Origin of the sequence: Streptomyces sp. NBC_01381 (assembly GCF_026340305.1) — a bacterium.
Lineage (GTDB): Bacteria > Actinomycetota > Actinomycetes > Streptomycetales > Streptomycetaceae > Streptomyces.
Genome location: NZ_JAPEPI010000001.1, coordinates 3,676,958 through 3,694,069 on the forward strand (window position 1 = coordinate 3,676,958; position 17,112 = coordinate 3,694,069).

General features: G+C 70.8%; 18 protein-coding genes. 7 read left to right on the forward strand and 11 right to left on the reverse strand.

From position 1 onward, the window contains the following. Positions 1 to 39: 39 nt before the first annotated feature. Entirely contained in the window at positions 40 to 672 is a 633-nt protein-coding gene (locus tag OG453_RS17115) for a TetR/AcrR family transcriptional regulator (RefSeq protein WP_266868747.1), read from the forward strand. 33 nt (positions 673 to 705) lie between these two features. Here the strand turns inward: OG453_RS17115 and OG453_RS17120 are convergent, their stop codons facing one another. Further along, positions 706 to 1,170, reverse strand: a complete 465-nt coding sequence (locus tag OG453_RS17120; protein WP_266868748.1) for a MaoC family dehydratase — start codon at positions 1,168 to 1,170, stop codon at positions 706 to 708. Positions 1,171 to 1,265: 95 nt separating this feature from the next. Between OG453_RS17120 and soxR the strand changes: the two genes are divergently transcribed. Beyond that, positions 1,266 to 1,733 (forward strand): redox-sensitive transcriptional activator SoxR, encoded by a 468-nt coding sequence (soxR, locus tag OG453_RS17125; protein ID WP_266868749.1) that lies wholly within the window; start codon positions 1,266 to 1,268, stop codon positions 1,731 to 1,733. Here the strand turns inward: soxR and OG453_RS17130 are convergent. Beyond that, on the reverse strand, positions 1,690 to 3,000 hold the full coding sequence (locus tag OG453_RS17130; RefSeq protein WP_266868750.1) for a uracil-xanthine permease family protein: 1,311 nt from the start codon (positions 2,998 to 3,000) through the stop codon (positions 1,690 to 1,692). The two genes, soxR and OG453_RS17130, sit on opposite strands and share 44 nt — an antisense overlap. A 4-nt stretch (positions 3,001 to 3,004) precedes the next feature. Continuing rightward, on the reverse strand, positions 3,005 to 4,144 hold the full coding sequence (locus tag OG453_RS17135; protein ID WP_266868751.1) for an aryl-sulfate sulfotransferase: 1,140 nt from the start codon (positions 4,142 to 4,144) through the stop codon (positions 3,005 to 3,007). 77 nt (positions 4,145 to 4,221) lie between these two features. On the opposite strand from OG453_RS17135, the gene OG453_RS17140 reads away from it, so the two are divergent. Further along, positions 4,222 to 4,806: a helix-turn-helix domain-containing protein gene (locus OG453_RS17140; protein ID WP_266868753.1), complete on the forward strand. Its 585-nt coding sequence runs from the start codon at positions 4,222 to 4,224 to the stop codon at positions 4,804 to 4,806. A 39-nt stretch (positions 4,807 to 4,845) separates the two neighbouring features. Here the strand turns inward: OG453_RS17140 and OG453_RS17145 are convergent, their stop codons facing one another. Continuing rightward, positions 4,846 to 5,913: an RNA ligase (ATP) gene (locus tag OG453_RS17145; protein WP_266868754.1), complete on the reverse strand. Its 1,068-nt coding sequence runs from the start codon at positions 5,911 to 5,913 to the stop codon at positions 4,846 to 4,848. A 179-nt stretch (positions 5,914 to 6,092) separates the two neighbouring features. Between OG453_RS17145 and OG453_RS17150 the strand changes: the two genes are divergently transcribed. Continuing rightward, positions 6,093 to 6,869 (forward strand): hypothetical protein, encoded by a 777-nt coding sequence (locus tag OG453_RS17150; RefSeq protein ID WP_266868755.1) that lies wholly within the window; start codon positions 6,093 to 6,095, stop codon positions 6,867 to 6,869. Here the strand turns inward: OG453_RS17150 and OG453_RS17155 are convergent. Then, complete coding sequence (locus tag OG453_RS17155) at positions 6,821 to 7,543, reverse strand: 3-keto-5-aminohexanoate cleavage protein (RefSeq protein ID WP_266868756.1); 723 nt, start codon at positions 7,541 to 7,543, stop codon at positions 6,821 to 6,823. The genes OG453_RS17150 and OG453_RS17155 overlap by 49 nt on opposite strands. Before the next feature lie 28 nt (positions 7,544 to 7,571). On the opposite strand from OG453_RS17155, the gene OG453_RS17160 reads away from it, so the two are divergent. Next, a complete protein-coding gene (locus tag OG453_RS17160; RefSeq protein WP_266868757.1) occupies positions 7,572 to 8,093 on the forward strand; it encodes a hypothetical protein in 522 nt (173 codons plus the stop codon). 40 nt (positions 8,094 to 8,133) lie between these two features. Here the strand turns inward: OG453_RS17160 and OG453_RS17165 are convergent, their stop codons facing one another. The 3 genes from OG453_RS17165 to OG453_RS17175 form a co-directional block, all read right to left on the reverse strand. Beyond that, positions 8,134 to 8,742 (reverse strand): hypothetical protein, encoded by a 609-nt coding sequence (locus OG453_RS17165; RefSeq protein ID WP_266868758.1) that lies wholly within the window; start codon positions 8,740 to 8,742, stop codon positions 8,134 to 8,136. 134 nt (positions 8,743 to 8,876) lie between these two features. Continuing rightward, positions 8,877 to 10,139, reverse strand: coding sequence for a serine-threonine protein kinase (locus tag OG453_RS17170; protein ID WP_266868759.1), 1,263 nt, complete (start codon positions 10,137 to 10,139; stop codon positions 8,877 to 8,879). Between the two features lie 118 nt (positions 10,140 to 10,257). Then, positions 10,258 to 10,848, reverse strand: coding sequence for a hypothetical protein (locus OG453_RS17175; protein ID WP_266868760.1), 591 nt, complete (start codon positions 10,846 to 10,848; stop codon positions 10,258 to 10,260). A 190-nt stretch (positions 10,849 to 11,038) separates the two neighbouring features. Here OG453_RS17175 and OG453_RS17180 point away from each other — a divergent pair, with 190 nt between their 5' ends. Next, complete coding sequence (locus OG453_RS17180) at positions 11,039 to 12,058, forward strand: LysR family transcriptional regulator (protein WP_266868761.1); 1,020 nt, start codon at positions 11,039 to 11,041, stop codon at positions 12,056 to 12,058. An 88-nt stretch (positions 12,059 to 12,146) separates the two neighbouring features. Here the strand turns inward: OG453_RS17180 and OG453_RS17185 are convergent, their stop codons facing one another. Then, on the reverse strand, positions 12,147 to 13,400 hold the full coding sequence (locus OG453_RS17185) for an MFS transporter (protein WP_266869904.1): 1,254 nt from the start codon (positions 13,398 to 13,400) through the stop codon (positions 12,147 to 12,149). Between the two features lie 152 nt (positions 13,401 to 13,552). Then, positions 13,553 to 14,884, reverse strand: coding sequence for an erythromycin esterase family protein (locus tag OG453_RS17190; RefSeq protein ID WP_266868762.1), 1,332 nt, complete (start codon positions 14,882 to 14,884; stop codon positions 13,553 to 13,555). A gap of 134 nt (positions 14,885 to 15,018) precedes the next feature. On the opposite strand from OG453_RS17190, the gene OG453_RS17195 reads away from it, so the two are divergent. Beyond that, positions 15,019 to 15,723 carry an alpha/beta fold hydrolase gene (locus OG453_RS17195; RefSeq protein WP_266868763.1) on the forward strand — a complete coding sequence of 235 codons (705 nt, stop codon included), beginning with the start codon at positions 15,019 to 15,021 and terminating at the stop codon, positions 15,721 to 15,723. On the opposite strand, the gene OG453_RS17200 is transcribed toward OG453_RS17195, so the two are convergent. After that, on the reverse strand, positions 15,720 to 16,991 hold the full coding sequence (locus OG453_RS17200) for a DUF1343 domain-containing protein (RefSeq protein ID WP_266868764.1): 1,272 nt from the start codon (positions 16,989 to 16,991) through the stop codon (positions 15,720 to 15,722). The genes OG453_RS17195 and OG453_RS17200 overlap by 4 nt on opposite strands. Between the last annotated feature and the right edge of the window lie 121 nt (positions 16,992 to 17,112).

A 17,112-nucleotide genomic window follows, 5' to 3' on the forward strand; every position in this document is an offset into this window, starting at 1 on the left:
GGGGTATGGTGTCCCTTCCGACCGGCGGAAGGAGTGGGCATGAGCGCGGCGGAGGAGACCGAGGTCGAGGCAGCGGACCAGCCATGGGGCGAGGTCACGCCTGACGCGGCACGGCGACTGCTCGTCGCCGCCGTCGAGGCCTTCGCCGAGCGTGGGTACCACGCGACGACGACCCGGGACATCGCGGGCCGCGCGGGCATGAGTCCCGCGGCGCTCTACATCCACTACAAGACCAAGGAAGAGCTGCTCCACCGGATCAGCAGGATCGGCCACGACAAGGCCCTCGCGATCCTGCGGACCGCCGCCGACGGCCCCGGCGGCGCGGCGGAGCGGCTCGCCGCGGCCGTGCGGTCCTTCGTCCGCTGGCACGCCGCCCACCACACCACCGCGCGGGTGGTCCAGTACGAACTGGACGCGCTCGGCGACGAGCACCGCACGGAGATCGTCGCGCTGCGCCGGCAGTCGGACGCGGCGGTGCGGGACATGATCAACGACGGGGTGCGGGCGGGGGAGTTCGACGTCCCCGACGTGCCGGGCACCACGCTCGCCGTGCTCTCGCTCTGCATCGACGTGGCGCGCTGGTTCAACGTCGCGGGGCACCGGACGCCCGACGAGGTCGGCGCGCTCTACGCCGACCTCGTGCTGCGGATGGTGGGGGCCCGCAAGCCCTGACCCGGGCGGGTCTCAGACGTACCCTTGCGGGTCTCAGAAGTAGTAGCGGGACACCGACTCCGCGACGCACGCGGGCTTGTCGGCGCCCTCGCGCTCGACGGTGACCGTCGCCGTCACCTGCACACCGCCGTCCTTGGTCCCCTCGACCTCCTTGAGGACCGCGGTCGCCCGCACCCGGGAGCCCGAGGGTACGGGGGAGGGGAAGCGGACCTTGTTGGTGCCGTAGTTGACGCCCATCTTCATGCCCTCGACGCGCATCACCTGCGGCACCAGGCTCGGCAGCAGCGACAGCGTCAGATAGCCGTGCGCGATGGTCGTCTTGAAGGGGCCCTTGGCCGCCTTCTCCGCGTCCACGTGGATCCACTGGTGGTCGCCCGTGGCGTCGGCGAACTGGTCGATCCGCTTCTGGTCGACCTCCAGCCAATCGCTGTGCCCGAGCTGCTCGCCGACTCCGGCACGCAGGTCGTCGGCCGACGCGAAGATCCTCGGCTCTGCCATGTCCCTGGCCTCCTCAAAGAATTCGAACTAAGCGCTTGCTCAGCATGCTGGGTGCGTCGGTGTGTGTCAACGGATCAGCCATTAGGGTCTGAGGGGTGCCCCAGATCCCAGAGAAGATCCACGAGCTCTCGGTCGGCCAGCTGTCGGCCCGCAGCGGCGCCGCCGTGTCCGCCCTGCACTTCTACGAGTCCAAGGGCCTGATCAGCAGCCGCCGCACCTCGGGCAACCAGCGCAGGTACCACCGTGACGCGCTGCGCCGCGTCGCCTTCGTACGGGCCGCGCAGCGCGTCGGCATCCCGCTCGCCACCATCCGTGACGCGCTCGACTCGCTCCCCGAGGAGCGCACCCCCACCCGCGAGGACTGGGCGCGCCTCTCGGAGACCTGGCGCTCGGAACTGGACGAGCGCATCAAGCAGTTGGGCCGCCTGCGCGATCACCTCACGGACTGCATCGGCTGCGGCTGTCTCTCCCTGGAGACGTGTGTGCTCTCCAACCCGGACGACGTCTTCGGCGACCGCCTCACCGGCTCCCGTCTGCTGGTGGAGCGGCAGACGCGGAAGTGACCTCGGGCGGTTCGCCCGGCCCCAGCCTGCGGAAGACGGCGCTGAGCAGCACCGCCGCCAGCGCCCCCGCGGCCACCCCGCTGCCGAGGACGGTGTGCGCCCAGGACGGCAGGCCCGAGTACATCTCGGGGGCCATGACCGGGAGCAGTCCCGCGACCAGGGCGAGCGCGACGACCACGCTGCCGGTGCCGTGCGTCAGGTCGACCCGGGAGAGCATGCTGAAGCCGAGGACCGCGATCACCGCGTAGATCACCAGACCCGCGGCGCCGACCACGGGCTCGGGGATCGCGGCGAGCAGCCGGGTCAGCGGTGTGAACAGACCGCACACGACGAGCAGCACACCCGCGCCCGCCGTCACGAACCGGCTGCGTACGCGGGTCAGTTGGACGATGCCGATGTTCTCGGCGCTGGTCACCATCAGCGACGTACCGAAGACGCCGGAGCCCAGCGAGACCAGGGCGTCGGCGCGGGCGATGCGCGGCACGTCGCGGCCCGCGTCCGGGGTGCGGCCGACCGCCTCGCTGTTGAGCACGGTCTGCCCGGTGGCCTCGGCGAGCGAGGCGAGCGCGAAGACGAGGAGCGGGATCGCGGCGAGCAGGTCGAAGTGCGGGGCGCCGTAAGGGAACGGCTCCGGCAGCGCGAACGCGGCGCCGGACGCGAGATGGATGTCGGTGCCGAGCAGCAGCGCGACGACGGTGCCGCCCGCGAGTCCGAAGAGCACCGCCATCTGCCGCCATACGCCGCGCAGGACGAGGAAGAGGGCGGCGATGACGCCGAGCGTGGCGAAGCCGGGTCCTGGGTCCGACGCCACCATCGGCGCCGTCACCTTGATCATGTTGATGCCGATCAGGACGACCGTCGTGCCCATCACCAGCGGCGGGAACAGCCGCACCACCCGTCCGTAGAACGGCAGTACGCAGATCAGGAAGGCCGCGGCGAGCAGCACGGACCCCGAGGCCGTCGCGGGCCCGTACTCCTGCGCGATCTGCAGGAAGATCGCCACCGCGGCGCCGCCCGGCAGCATCAGGAACGGCAGCCGCGCGCCGACGCGCAGCGCCCGCACGCCCAGGGACTGGAGCAGTGCGCCGACCCCGCACAGCACCAGGGTGGCGCTGAGCAGCGAGGCGGTCTGCCCGGCGTCGAGCCGCAGCGTCGTGCCGATCAGGATCACCGAGGAGACGGGGGCCGCGACGCCGGCAAGCAGATGCTGGACGGCGAGCGGGGCGAGGCGTGGCAGCGGCAGGCGTTCGTCGACGGCGGCGGCCACCGGGTCAGCCCTTCGCTGAGTCGTGCGCCGAGGTCAGCCAGGGCAGTTCGGACGCCGCGTAACGGTAGGCGCGGAAGACGGCGTTGGGTTCGGAGGGGAAGAGCTTGCGTACCTCCTCCTCCTGGTAGCCGCCGAAGTACGGCACGACGTACTCCCAGCAGAGATAGCCGTCCTCGGTGATCTCGAAGAGGCGGCCCGCGGGGGAGTCGGTGACCAGGGTGTTGCCGTTCGGCAGCCGTTGCGCGCTGCCCATGAAGGGCGCGAAGAACGACTCGCGGGCCGGGTCGTGGTACTCCCAGACGACCTTGCCGCTCGCCCGCTCGATCTCGATGACGCGGCTGAACGGCACGTCCCAGTGCGGCCGGAAGACGCCGTTGTCGAAGACGAGGAAGTTGCCGTCTCCCAGCTCGGTGGGGCAGTGCTGCTGGGAGACGACGCCGGGCTCGGAACGCCAGATGATCTCGCCGGTCTCGCGGGAGATGACGACGACGGCGGAGACCGAGCGGAAGCTGGCGAGGATGTTGCCGTCGCTCGTCGGCAGGACGCTGTTGATCAGCGGGTAGTGCTCACGGGCGTAGTCCGGGTGGAGCGGGAAGTCCTCGCGGCCGAGGTGCTCGGAGACCTTCCACTCCCACGTCCTGTTCCCGTCCGCGTCCACCTCGACGATCGTGTCCGCCCACACCGTGGTGCCGTCGGCCTCGGAGCCTGGCACACCGCCGCGCACGGCGGCCGCGTCGGAACCGGTCAGCGGCTCCAGGGCGGTGTAGAGCAGCCGTCCGTCGCCGTAGTGGTGCGCGTCGTGGTGCTGGAGCGGGTCGCGGTGCTCGCGCAGGACCGTGCCGTCCGGGGCTATCTCCTGCATGATCCCGCCGCGGTACTTGTGCCACATCGGGAAGAGCGCGGGCTCGTCGGGGAGTACGCCGTTGTACGCGAGGTTCCCGTTCGGCAGGATCCGCGCGTGCCGGCCGGGGCGGTGCGGCAGATTCCACTGGTGGGCGATCTCGCCGCGGGTGTCGATCAGATAGACCTCGCCGTCGCCGGTGAGCGGCGCGAAGAGGGTGTAGCCGCCGTAACTGGCGTCCTCGTCCAGGGCCATCAGGCCGGTGCCGCGGCGGCGGCGCTGATTCTGGTCCACGCGGGCCATGGTGGGTCCGTCCTCTCGTCTACTTAAGTTTCTTAAGTGGTGCGGAAGACGTTAACCCAAGAGATAGGCTTCGCGATATGGGTAGGACTGACGACGCGGAGACCCCGCAGGTAGGACCCGGGATCCGCAGGCTGCGCCGCGCCCTGGACCTGACCCTGGCCGAAGTGGCGGCGCGGGCGGGGGTGTCGGCACCCTTCCTCAGCCAGGTGGAGAACGGTCGCTCCCGGCCCAGCATGGGATCCCTGCAGCGCATCGCCGACGCCCTCGACACCACGGCCGTCCAGCTGCTCGCCGCGGCGCAGGCGCCGCGCCCGGTCGACGTGGTGCGGGGCGACTCGGTCGCCGTGAGCGAGGGTGAGGGTGCGCGCGAGGCCCGGATGCGCCCTCTGGTCCGCGGTCACCAGCGGCTGCACGCCCTGGAGTTCACCGGTGACCACGGCTGGGGCCGCGAGTTCCGCCACCGCAACGACGAGGTTCTGTACGTCGCCGACGGCTCGGCCGAGGTGGAGGCGGCGGGCTCCGTCTACCGCCTCGAGCGGGGTGACACCCTGTACTGCGCGGCGGAACTGCCGCACAGGTGGCGGCCGTTGGAGGAGGGGACCCGGGTCCTTGTGGTGGGGATCGCGGACCATGTCCAGGTGGTGGACGGGAGTCTCAGCTGACGAACAAGCTTTTCCCGCCCACTCACCCGATTACCGCACCTACTCGAACTCCGTACCGCCCTTCCGCGTCAGATAAGCGGCACTGACCGCCTTGGCGATCGCACGCCCGCCCGTCACCGCGCTGTACCGCTCGACCGCGGGCCGGATCACCAGGCCCTCCCGCAGATGCAGCTCGCGCCCCGACACCGTCTCGCGCCCCGAGGCGGTCGCGAGCACCACATCCGTGTCGTACGGACCCTCGTACAGCCGTGGCACCAGCGGCAGTTCACCACCGAGCACCGTCGCCGGGTCCAGCCAGCGCAGCGCGCCGTCGATGTCCGCGCAGACGTCGAAGGCCGCGTAACCGATCGTGTCCCGGCGGCCGTCCGCGCCGTACGTCAGGTCCTGCACACCCGCGCCGAACACCTCGCCGTAGACGCCGATCCGGCGTGCGCCGAGCCGCTCGGCCAGTGCGGCCGCCGCTGTCGCCACCCCGTGGGCGTGCACCGCGCGCCAGTACAGATTGCGCGGATCCTCCTTCAGGGCGAGGGACTTGGAGCCGAAGCCCTTCGACGAGACATGCACCAGGCCGTCGTCCGCCACATACGTCAGGAGGCAGGCCGAACCGTGCAGCTTCTCCGTGAGGACCACCGGCTCGCCGGGCTCGAAGATGTCCGGGTAGCGCTGGACGTTCTCGATGTCGACCCACGGCAGCAGATCCGGCGCGGCCTCCACCTCGCCGTTCATCGTGGGCGGCACCGGCGGCACCCATTTGACGACGCCGAGCCGCTCCGCGAAGTCCGTGCCGTCCGCCGCGGCGGCCGCCAGGTCGACATCCGCGAGCGCACGGGGCCGGCACACGATGCCCTGCGACAGCTCGCCCCGCAGCCGTACCGCCTTCACCCGGTCCGACTTGCCGCCCGCGAGCCGCCCCGTCAGACCCAGCTCCTCGATCAACTCGACCGGAAGCACGGACTGTTCGGGGATGTAGAGGGCGCTCTCGCCGGTGCGGTAGGCGCCCTTGGCGACCACGGCCCGGTACAGGCCCACCTGGGCCAGTTCGAGGGCGTCGGCGTTGGGATGCTCATGGATGGTCAGCACTTCGGCGGTGACGCGCAGCGTCGACATGGGAACGGGCTCCTAGGGTTCGCGCACCTCGGGCGGGCGCGGCTGAACTGTCATCGACCCCAACTCTCCCGACGACAAAGCGATGGAACGACCGAATATCGCCCTGATAGCGTCACGCTCTTCGGACGACGGCGGCACATCTGCCCGCCGCGCTCCGGAGTCCCGTCAGGAACCCCGCCATGACCGTCACGCCCCGCCTCGCCGATGCGCTCGACCGCATCCATGACCTCTTCGGCGGTCTGACCGCCGCACCGGGCGAGACCGGCTGCACCTACTGCTACGGGGAGCAGGACATCGCTCTCCTGCACCGGCCGGACGTGCCGCTCCCGGATGATCTCCTGTGCTCGTTCCTGCACGAGGTGCCCGACCACTTCGACGACCACCCGGCCGTGATCCGCCGCCTCCTGCCGCAGTTCTGCACGTGGCTCGCCGCGGGTTCCTTCGAAGGGATCGGCTACGCGTCCTGCGGTCTCGGCCGCTCCGGCTGGCCCGGGTGGCCGGGGCCGCAGGCTGCCGCTGTCCGGGAGTTCATCGACGCCTGGTGGGATGACTTCCTGCGCCGGGACAGCTCTCCGTACGACATCACGGACGTCTTCGCCTACTGCGCCGACCTGGGCGGGACCGTCACTCCGCTGCTCGCGCGGTGGGCCGACGAGCCCGTCGGCGGGCCCGGCGACCAGGAGCTCGCGCACGCCTGTGAGGCGTGGGAGCAGGATCTGCTGGGCGACGACGCGGGCGGCGTCGTGCCGTGGTGGTACTGGTTCGACCGCGACGAGCCCGTCCGCGAGGTGCAGCTGTGGCTGGCCGGGCACGCGCCGCCCCGGCTGCGCGCGGCCGGCGCCGACCCGGACCTGGTCACCCGGATCGAGCTCCTCGCCCTGCCCTACGACGACCGCTGGGCCCACCCCTACTGGGACGCCGCCGACAGCTCCGCGAGCGCCGCCGAGACCAACTGAGCGTTCGACGCCGCCCGTTGCCCGTCCGGCAGGAACAGGGTGTCCTCCAGGCCGACGCGGGTCGCGAGGCCGAGCCGCCCCGCCACACGGAGGACCGGCCACGCCCCGCCCTCCTCGCCGTGCAGCAGGACGGGGCGGCCGTGCGCGGGGCCGATCGCGGCGAGCAGCGCGCGGGCCGACTCCGGGGCCGTCCCGGGGTCGGGGTCCGTCACCTCGGCGAGGACCCGCAGGACGCGCGGGCCGAGCGGGGATGCGGCGAACCGCCGCGCGCCGTCCGTGCCGGACCACAGGCCCGCCTCGACGCCCACGCCCCGGTCGAGCAGCGCCTGGGCCACCGCTTCCGCGCCCGGCTCGTGCCAGTTGACCGACGCGTGGTCGGGGAGCACCGTCCAGGCGCGGATCAGCGCCACCCGCCGGCCGGGATCCGTTTCGGCCCACGCGCCGGTGGTCACCCCTATAGGGACGGAGGCCGCCGCACGTACCGCGTCGAGCGTGGCCGCAACCGCGCTCGGCGCCAACGTGTCTTGTCCACAAGGGGACTTGGGGTGTACATGGACATCCCGCGCACCGGCCGCGACGGCCCGCGCCACGGACTCGGCCATCGCCCCGGGCGACACCGGGATCACCGCACCATCGCCCGCCCCGCGGGCGCCGTTCACACAGAGCTGCATCACCACAGGACAACACACAGGGGGAGGGCCGATGGGAATCGCCGTCTGCTCGTTGAAGTGGGAAGCCGCGAGGACAGGGCCACAGAAGATCACGTACGACAGCGACGGCTACCACCTCGTGCGGTTTCCGTACGACGACGCCGAGGAGTCGTACGACCCGTGGCACATGCACGACCCCGGCAAGGGGCACACCACCAGCCCGTCCCGGTTCCCGGATGCCCGCTCCGGGCTCATCTGGCCCAGTCACGACGGCTGGGGCACCCTGTCCGCGATGATCTTCTGGGGAGCGGACGACCGGTGTACGGAGTACCGGACGCGCTACGTACGTGATCCGCTCGGCGGCGCGACGGGGTACGACTCGACGGCCACCACCGACTGGGTGCCCACCCGGGGCGGGCAGTACCGGACGTACAGCTGGCAGATGTTCGTGCATCCGCAGACGCCGGTCGGCCTGAAGGTGTCGGCGCGCGGCGCCGGCGACGTGAAGATCGCCGCGCCGCTCGTGCTCGCCGAGTTCAAGCTGGCCGTCCAGACGGACGTCATGACCCCCTGAACACCTTCTGATCAGGCTGAAACGGTTCTGATGGTTCTGATCAGGCGGAGACCAGTGGCCGTTCCCGCCTCGTTCGCGCCCGTGCCGTCGTCGCGGGCGTGAGCACCGGAATCGGCACCACGATCCCGCAGTTCGTGCAGACCGGGCCCGAGGACGGCTCGTGCGCCAGGCCGTGCTTCCAGACGAGTTCGGGCCGCACACACACCGGGCAGACCGTGCCGGGGTCCCGTTCGAGCGCCGCTATCAGCCGGTGGAGCACCTCGGCGAGCGGCTCGGAGGGATGGATGCCGGGGTCGTCGCACCAGGCGACGCCGCAGCCGCCCCACGTGCACCGGTGCCAGTCGTCCACACTGCCCGGCCGGCGCAGACCGTCGTGCTTCTCCTTGCGGCGGCGCTCCGCGAAGCCCTCTTCGTAGGCGAGCCAGACCGCCCGCGCCGCCTCCAGTTCGTCGAGCGCCGCCACGAGCCGCGCCGGGTCGGGCGACCGGTCCTCGGGCCCGAAGCCCGCCCGGGAGCACAGATGGTCCCAGGTCGCCCGGTGGCCATAAGGGGCGAACCTCTCCAGGCACTTGCGCAGCGAGTACCGCCGCAGCGCCAGATCGCTCTGCGGATCACGCACCTGTCTCGCGAGACTCCGGAATCCGGCCATCGCCCTGCACCTCCGTCGCACGTTCTCGGACGTTGCCGAGTAGACGTATCGACACGCGATTCGGCTCCCTCGACTTCCATCCGATTTTCGATGGCAGACATAAGGCGACGGTGAGCTGAAGCTATGTGGGGAGGTCAGGCAAGGGCGATCCGTCCCGCGGCGAACACGACGCGCGCCAGTTCCTCATGGCAGATGTCGCTGTGCGCGCCGGCGGGCGGACCGCCGCGCCGCACCACCGCCGCCGCGTCCACGCTCACGCACCCCTTGGCGGGGATGGCCCGGCCCAGCTTGATGCGCTTGGCGCCGTCGACCGCGCGGATCCCGTTGTAGCCGATGGCGCCCCAGCGCTCCCACAGGCCCAGGAAGGTCGAGGAGTCCCCCGCGATCTTCGAGGCGAGCGGATAGATCTTGCCCAGGGCGTCGTCGTGGCGTGAGTAGCAGGACACTAGCGGGCCGTCGATGCGGCGCTGTACGCCGTGCAGCGCACCGGCCCGGCGCGGGTCGTGCGGCAGCCGGCCGGAGAACGCGTAGTGCGAGAAGGCGCCTTGGAGCAGCGTCGTCGACTTCACGCCGCGCACCGACTCCGGCATTCCGCGCAGCGCGTACGACACGAGCCGCGCGCCGAAGCTGTGCCCGATGAGATGCACCCGCAGCGCGGGCGCGTCGCCGACCAGCAGCCCGACCGTGGGGCCGAGGCCCAGCTGGCCCACCGTGCCCGCCCGGCGCTTCATCGCGTAGTAGCTGGCCTGGCGCAGGAGTTCGTGCGCCCCGTTCCAGAGCCGCTTGCGCAGACTCCCGAAGAGTTCCTGCTGCCCCGTGCCCTCCATCGCGGCGGCGAACAGCTCGCACACCTCGACGGCGTCGTCGGTCAGCATGGCCGGCTCGCCGCTCCAGATGTCGTCGGCGAAGCGCCGCGCGGGGCTGTTCTCGTGCACGGAGACGAGATCGCGTACGTGGCGGCCGTACTCGTAGAGGCGGGACGCGACCCCGGAGCGCTCGGCCAACAGGGCGCCGATGCGCTCCAGTTCGTCGTCATGGCCGGGGAACGTCGCGGCGAGCAGCCGCCGGGTCGGCTCGTCGAGCAGGGGCCCCGCACCCGCGCCCGCGGCGGCCGCGGCGGAGCGCTCGAAGTCGGGGATCGGCTCGTCGGGGAAGCGGATCGCGGGCCAGATCACGCCCACGTATCCCAGGCGTACGCCCGTGCCCGCGAGGCCTTGGCAGGGGGCGAAGAACCGCCGGTAGAGGTCGGTCGCCATGTCCTGGTCGTTGTTCCAGCCGTGCGCGAGGACGAGCAGATCGGTGACGCGCTCGCGGGCCACCCCGGCGATGAGGCGGTCGCGCTGCGCGGTGTCGGCATCCCCGTCGGCGTCGAAGGTCAGTTCCCAGTAGGGCTCCACGCGGGCATCGTCCTGCGGCCCCGCGGCTCTGACCAGAGGTCCTGCACGGTGGGTCGCACGCGTGGGGCAGGTGCCGTCCCCCGGACGGCACCTGCCCCACGCGGTCACCGGCCGTCGGCTAGCCGGTGGCCTTCTGCGCCCGTGCGAAGCGGTTGACGGGCGGCAGCCAGCACAGAACGATCGCCGCGATGGCCGCGAACACCGCCACGCGGCTCGTCCACAGGACCGAGTCGGGCTCGTAGTCGCCGAGGATCAGGAGGTGCGGGAACAGGGCGATCACGGCCCAGATCGTGATGAGGACGCGGGCCCAGACGGCGGCCTTCTTGCGGGCGGCGAGCGCGAAGATCAGCAGGCAGACCGCGGTGAATATCGCGAAGCCGGCACGGGCGGACAGGGTGCCCGCGCGGTCGCTGATCATCTCGTCCCAGATGGGACCCGAGAGGGCCTTGATGTCCGCCGCTGAGGTCCCCGAGGGCAGTCCGACGACGTCCGGGTGGTCCTGGATGACGTCGTTGATGTTCTCCTCGGCCATGTCCTCGCCGCCGGCGAAGACGAGGGCGGCGCCGATGATCGCGGCGACCGCGGAGAGGACCGTGGTCCACACCAGAGCGGTGAGGGTGCCGGGTCGCCTGACCGCGCGGCCCGAGTGGCTCGCAGGGCCCGCGGGGTGGGGACCGTGGTGCGCGGGTGCGGCCTGGTAATGGCTCACGAGCGTAAGTCTCCTCAGAGATGATTGGTCGAGCGGGATTGGCTCGACCATTCCACGGGTACCGGGAACGCATCCAGCTTTTTCTGGAAGAAATCGCCAGATAATTTAGGGTGTTCTCCGGATCAGTTTCTACGGCGGCTATGCTGCAATGCCATAAAACACAAAGGAGTCGGAGAGCGAGTCGCCGAGCATGGCCTTATCCGGTCCGCAGCAGTACCCCACGGAGCTGCTGGACACCACGATGGATCAATTACGTACGCTGCTCGCCGTGCACGAGACGGGCACGGCGCTCGCCGCCGCCCGGCAGCTGGGGCGCGAGCAGTCCAGCGTGCAGAAGCAGCTGGACACGATGAACCGCACCTTCGGAGCGCTGTGCGGCGAAGCCCTCGTCCTGAAGCGGGGGCGCGGCAAGGACGTCCTGTTCACCCCCACCGGCGAGACCCTCGTCGACCTGGCAAGGCGCACGCTCGGCCAGTGGACCGAGGGTCTGCACGACGCGCGCCGCCGCCTCGGGCGCACCCTGTCGGTCGGCTCCACCCGCTACACGCTGGGGTTTCTCCTGGACGCGGTGGAGCGGGTGAGCGACGCCTACGAACGCCGCGGCGTCGATCTGAAGGTCACCCATGTCCGCACCGGGGACCTCTTCGCCAAGCTGCGGAGCAAGGAACTCGACCTGGTCTGCGGCAGTGTCGTGGTCATCGAGGGCGAGGAGGCCGAGCTCGATCCCTACGAGGTCATCGAGTGGCGGCGCAGCGGACTCTCGCTGCTCACGAACCTGCCCGACGACCGCCTTCCGGGGTCTTCGGTCGGCGCGAGCGAACTGCCCAAGCTGCCGCTCGTGGTGTCGGCCGGCGGTCTGATCGGCCGCTTCCTGACCTCCTGGTACGGCGCCGACTACCGCAAGGAGCTGTCCATCGCCGCCGAGATAGAGGCCGCGCACTACGGCTTCGAGCTGCTGCGATCGGGCGTGGTCAGCGGGGCGATGCTGGTCACGCGGGGCATCGCCGAGGCCGCCGAGAGCGGCAGCCTCCCGGAGGCCGGGGGGCTGCGGCGGCTCGACGTCATCGGCGACGTGGGACCGCGGACGGAGGTGCTCGTGGGTGTGTTCACGCGGCGCGGCGACCGCGATTCCTACGATTCGGGGCATCCCTTGAACCTGCTCTGCGACGCGCTCGCCAAGGAGAATGAGCGGTGGTGGCTCAGTCGCTGAATTGTCCATTCCGTATATGACCGGAGTATGTGGTCTAGACGTGTGGAGAATTCATCTTGCGCGCGTGCTTCATATTGCATTTACTCGGTTATGCAAGGTCCCGTTCACGGGTTTCCGGCAGGGCGAGCACACACAGCAGGGACACAACCGCCATGGCGCTCACGTACCAGCCGACGGACGAGGAGCCGAACGCCGACTGCAGCCGTGTCGCGACCAGCGGGGAGACCGCGCCGCCCAGGACGCCGCCCAGGTTGTAGGCGAGCGAGGCGCCCGAGTAGCGCACGTTCGCGCCGAACAGCTCCGGCAGATAGGCGCCCATCGGGCCGTAGACCACGCCCATGCAGAACAGCGCGCCGCCGACACCGAGCGCCATGAGCACCGGCTGCTCGGTGTCCAGGAGCGGGAAGAGCACCAGACCCCACACCACCGCGAGCCCCGCCCCCGCCAGGATCAGCTTGCGGCGTCCCGCCCCGTCCGAGCGGGTCGCGGCGAGCCAGGTGCCGGCCGCGAGGAAGAGACAGGCGACCAGCGAGAGGCCGAGCATCGTGTCGCGGGAGACGCCCAGCGTGCCGGTGGCGTACGCCAGGCAGTAGGTCGTCGCCGTATAGAAGAGTCCGTACGCGACGATCATCCCGCCCGCGCCGAGCAGCAGTTCGCGCGGATGGCGGCGCAGCACGTCGAGCGCGGGGACCTTGCTCGCCTCCTGGGCGTCCATGACCTTCGCGAAGACCGGCGTCTCGCTGATCCGCAGGCGCACGAAGAGCCCGACGCCGACCAGCAGGAAGGAGAGCAGGAACGGCACGCGCCAGCCCCAGCCGCGGAACGCGTCGTCGGAGAGCACGGCGGACAGCAGCCAGAAGACCCCCGTCGCGGCGAAGAACCCGACGGACGGGCCGAGTTGGGGGAAGGCGGCGTAGAGCCCGCGCTTCTTCTTCGGCGCGTGCTCCACCGCGAGCAGCGCTGCGCCGCCCCACTCGCCGCCGAGCCCGATGCCCTGCAGGAAGCGCAACAGGATCAGCAGGACCGGCGCCCAGATGCCCAACGTGTCGTATCCGGGCAGGAGTCCGACTAGCGCCGTCGAGAGCCCCATGAGCAGCAGCGAGGCCACAAGCACCGACTTGCGTCCCACCCGGTCGCCGAAGTGCCCGAAGACCACGGACCCGATGGGCCGCGCCGCGAACGCCACCGCGTACGTGGAGAAGGAGGCGAGGGTGGCGTTGACCGGGTCCAGGGTCGGGAAGAACGCGTCGTTCAGGACGAGGGCGGCCGCCGTGCCATAGATGTAGAAGTCGTAGAACTCGATGGCCGTCCCGATGAAGGAGGCGACGGCCACCCGGCGCAGGCTCTCCGGACTGCCGTCCGTGTCTTCTCTGTCCTGGACGTCTTCCGCGGCCTGGACCTGCTGTTTCTCTGCTGCTGTCGGTTCGCTGTGCACGACCGGCACTCTCACGTTGGATGTAGGGCACAGTCAATACCTGGAACAGGCCGTCTCGGTCATTGAGACTGCCGGTGTGCCGCCGTGACCCGGTCGAGGTGGATGAGGATGTCGTGCGAGGGCGCGAGCCGGATCCTGTACGGCCCGTCCGGCCATCCGCTGCCGATGCTGCGCGTCACCCGGGCCTTGCTCAGCCACGCGCGGGTCGGGTCCGGCAGGGAGCGCAGGTCCACGAAGTAGTCGTCGAGGCGCACCTTGTCGAGCGTGTGCTCGTTCATGCCGCGCGTCGCCGGGCCCACCGTGACGGACTTCCACTTGCCGTTGTCGGGGCCCTGGGCCATGAACGACCCCTGGTCGAAGGTGAACCCCAGGCTGACGTACCGCTCGCCGAGCCGCTCGCGCAGGAAGGCGCCCTGCATCTTCGGGTAGCGCGGGTCATGACTCTCGTACGCCACATGGGCGTTGTGGGCCGACAGGAGCACCTTGTCGCCCGTCCTGCGCTGCCACCAGGCGGTGTTGTCCGCCATGATGCGGTCGCGGTGCAGCATGGCCTCCTTCGAACCCTCGGGGGTTTCCAGGTCGAAGGCGTAGAGCGTGGCGGTCTGCGAGATCGACCGGGCGTGCTGCAGCGCCCACGCGAACTTCCCGCCGGGGTGGTCGGGTTGGCGCTGCTTCAGCAGACCGAAGGCCTTCCGTGCCTGCCCGGCCAGCTTCCGCCGCTCCTCCAGCGGCCTGCCCATGTAGGCGTCCCCGTCCGCGAGGCGGCGGATCGGCGCGTACAACTCCTTGATCCTGGGCAGCAGTTCCGGCTCGTGCGCGCGGACGTACTCCTCAACGCCGCCGAACAACTCGGCGCCCAGTTCGGGGTAGTTGAGGTCGTTCCCCATGAACCGCAGCTGCTGCCGGTGCGGGTGCTTCTCGTTGTACGCGCGCATCCAGGTCAGCAGCTCGACGTACTCCTCCGTGTCCCAGGGCGTCTTCGCCAGCTCCTGGTGGACCAGCTCGCGCACGTCGCCATCGCCCCCGCGCACATACGCGTCGAAGCGCAGCCCCGTCGTCCAGCTGACCTCCTGCGCGAACGTGGTGAAGCCCTTCTCCTCGACCAGATACCGGAACACCCGGTCCTTCATCGTGAAGAACTCGTGCGAGCCGTGCGTGGCCTCGCCGAGCCCCACCACCGAGGCATCGCCCACCATCCGGCCCAGCGGCCGAAGATCCCGAGTGCTGCCGCCCGGATCGGTGGAGCGCAGCGGGTGGGCCGCGCGCTCGATCGCCGGGACCGGATCCGCCACCCGGGGCGTCGCGCGGGCGGCCTGGGGAGCGAGCAGCGCCCCCGTCCCGACCGCCGTGACCAGCAGGAGCGGGACCCTTCGCCGCGTCACGCCTGTCATTCCGTACCTCCTCGAATCGCCCGTCATCAGCCGGAAACCACGATTCCGGGCGGTCCGCCGCGCCACCATCCAGCAGGCACCCCAACCCCGGTGGGGTCTGCTCCACCACGGCTCTGGCGTGTACGTTCTCCTCCATGGCGGAATTCGTACTCGTGGCGGGCGCGTGGCTCGGATCGTGGGCCTGGGACGACGTGGCGCGGGAACTGCGGGCGGCCGGGCACGGCGCCCACCCGCTGACGCTCTCCGGCCTCGCCGACAAGCAGGGCGTGCCGGCCGGACAGCAGACCCATGTGCGGGACATCGTCGGCGAGGTGGAACGGCTCGGCCTGCGTGATGTCGTCCTCGTCGGGCACAGCTACGCGGGCATCCCCGTCGGCCAGGCCGCCGAGCTGATCGGCGACCGGCTCACCCGTGTGGTGTTCGTCGACTCCAACGTCCCCATCGACGGCGAGTCGTTCGCCTCCGGGTGGTGGCGGGGCCAGGAGGCGTTCGAGGAGACGCTCGCCGAGAACGACGGCTGGTGGCCGCCCCCGGCCGCGGCCGAGTTCGACGGGCAGGGGCTCGACAGCGAACAGGTCGCCCGGTTCGCGAGCGGCTCGACACCGCACCCCGGCGCCACGCTGACCGAACCCGCGGAGCTCGCCCGCCCGCTCGACGAGCTCCCGGCGACGTACATCAAATGCCTGCTCGACGGCCGAGAGCCGATGGACGACGTGGCCGAGCTGCTCAAGAGCGAGCGCTGGCGGCTCGTCGAGATGGACACCGGCCACTGGCCGATGTTCTCCCAGCCGCGGGAACTGGCAAGGATTCTGCACGCGAGCGCGCGGCGGTCGCTCTAGGGATAGCGCAGATACCGGCGGCGCATCGCGCGGAAGCCCGCGAGGTCGTCCTGCCAGGCGGCGACCACCTCGTCCGTGTCCGCGCCCGCGTCGATCTGGGTGCGGACCCGGGTGGTGCCCGTGAGCTTGTCGATCCAGTTGTCCGAGCGCCAGGCGAACCCGCTCCACACCTTCTTGGCGGTCACGAGCAGCGTGATGCCGGTGCGCACCGGGTCGTACGACTCCCGGTCGTGGACGTGGAGCTGGACGCCGCCGATCGTCTTGCCCTGGAACTTGGAGAACGTCGGCGCGAAGTACGCCTCCCTGAAGTGCACGCCGGGCAGGCCGAGTTCCTTGACGGCCGCCGCCCACTTGCGGTCGATGCCCTCCGCGCCCAGGAGCTCGAAGGGGCGGGTCGTGCCGCGCCCCTCCGAGAGGTTCGTGCCCTCGAAGAGGCAGGTGCCGCTGTAGACAAGGGCGGTGTCGGGCGTCGGCATGTTCGGGCTCGGCGGCACCCACGGAAGGCCGGACGCGTCGTAGAAGTCCGAGCGCTTCCACCCCGTCATCCGCACGGTCTCCAGCTCCACGGGCCGCTCCAGGAACTCGCCGTTGAACAGGAGCGCGAGCTCCGTCACCGTCATCCCGTGCGCCTGCGCGATCGGCTGCCGCCCGACGAACGTCGCGAACTCCTTGTGCAGGACGGGCCCGTACGCGCCGCGCCCCGTCACCGGATTCGGCCGGTCGAGGACCATGAACCGCTTGCCCGCGAGCTCGGCCGACTCCATGCAGTCGAAGAGCGTCCAGATGTACGTGTAGAAGCGCGCGCCCACGTCCTGGATGTCGAAGACGATCGTGTCGACCCCGGCCGCGGTGAAGATGTCGGCGAGCGCCCGACCGCTCTTCTGGTACGTGTCGTAGACGGGAAGCCCGGTCGCCGGATCGTCGTACCGCCCCTCGGAGCCACCCGCCTGCGCCGTTCCCCGGAATCCGTGCTCGGGCCCGAACACCGCGACCAGATCCACCCGCTCGTCGGCGTGCATGACGTCCACGATGTGGCGTACGTCCCTGGTGACACCGGTCGGGTTGGTGACCACGCCGACCCGCTCGCCGTTCAGCGGCGCGTACCCGTCGGCGGCAAGGCGCTCGAAGCCGGTGCGCAGGCGCCGCCCGCCGCCCGAACCGCCCCCCTCGGCCGAAGCGGCGGAAGCGGGGGAGGCCGCGGTCAGGGCGGTGAGGGTGGAGGCGGCGAGCAGGCCGCGTCTGGACAGGCTGCGTCGGGACAGGTTCATGCAGAGACCTCCGTGAGCGCGGTGGCTGTCATGGCCACGCACGCTAGCGCGCGGACCCCCGGCGGGGAACGAACCCGGCTGGACGACCCCCTTCCGCCATCGCATACCGACTGGTTAGTCT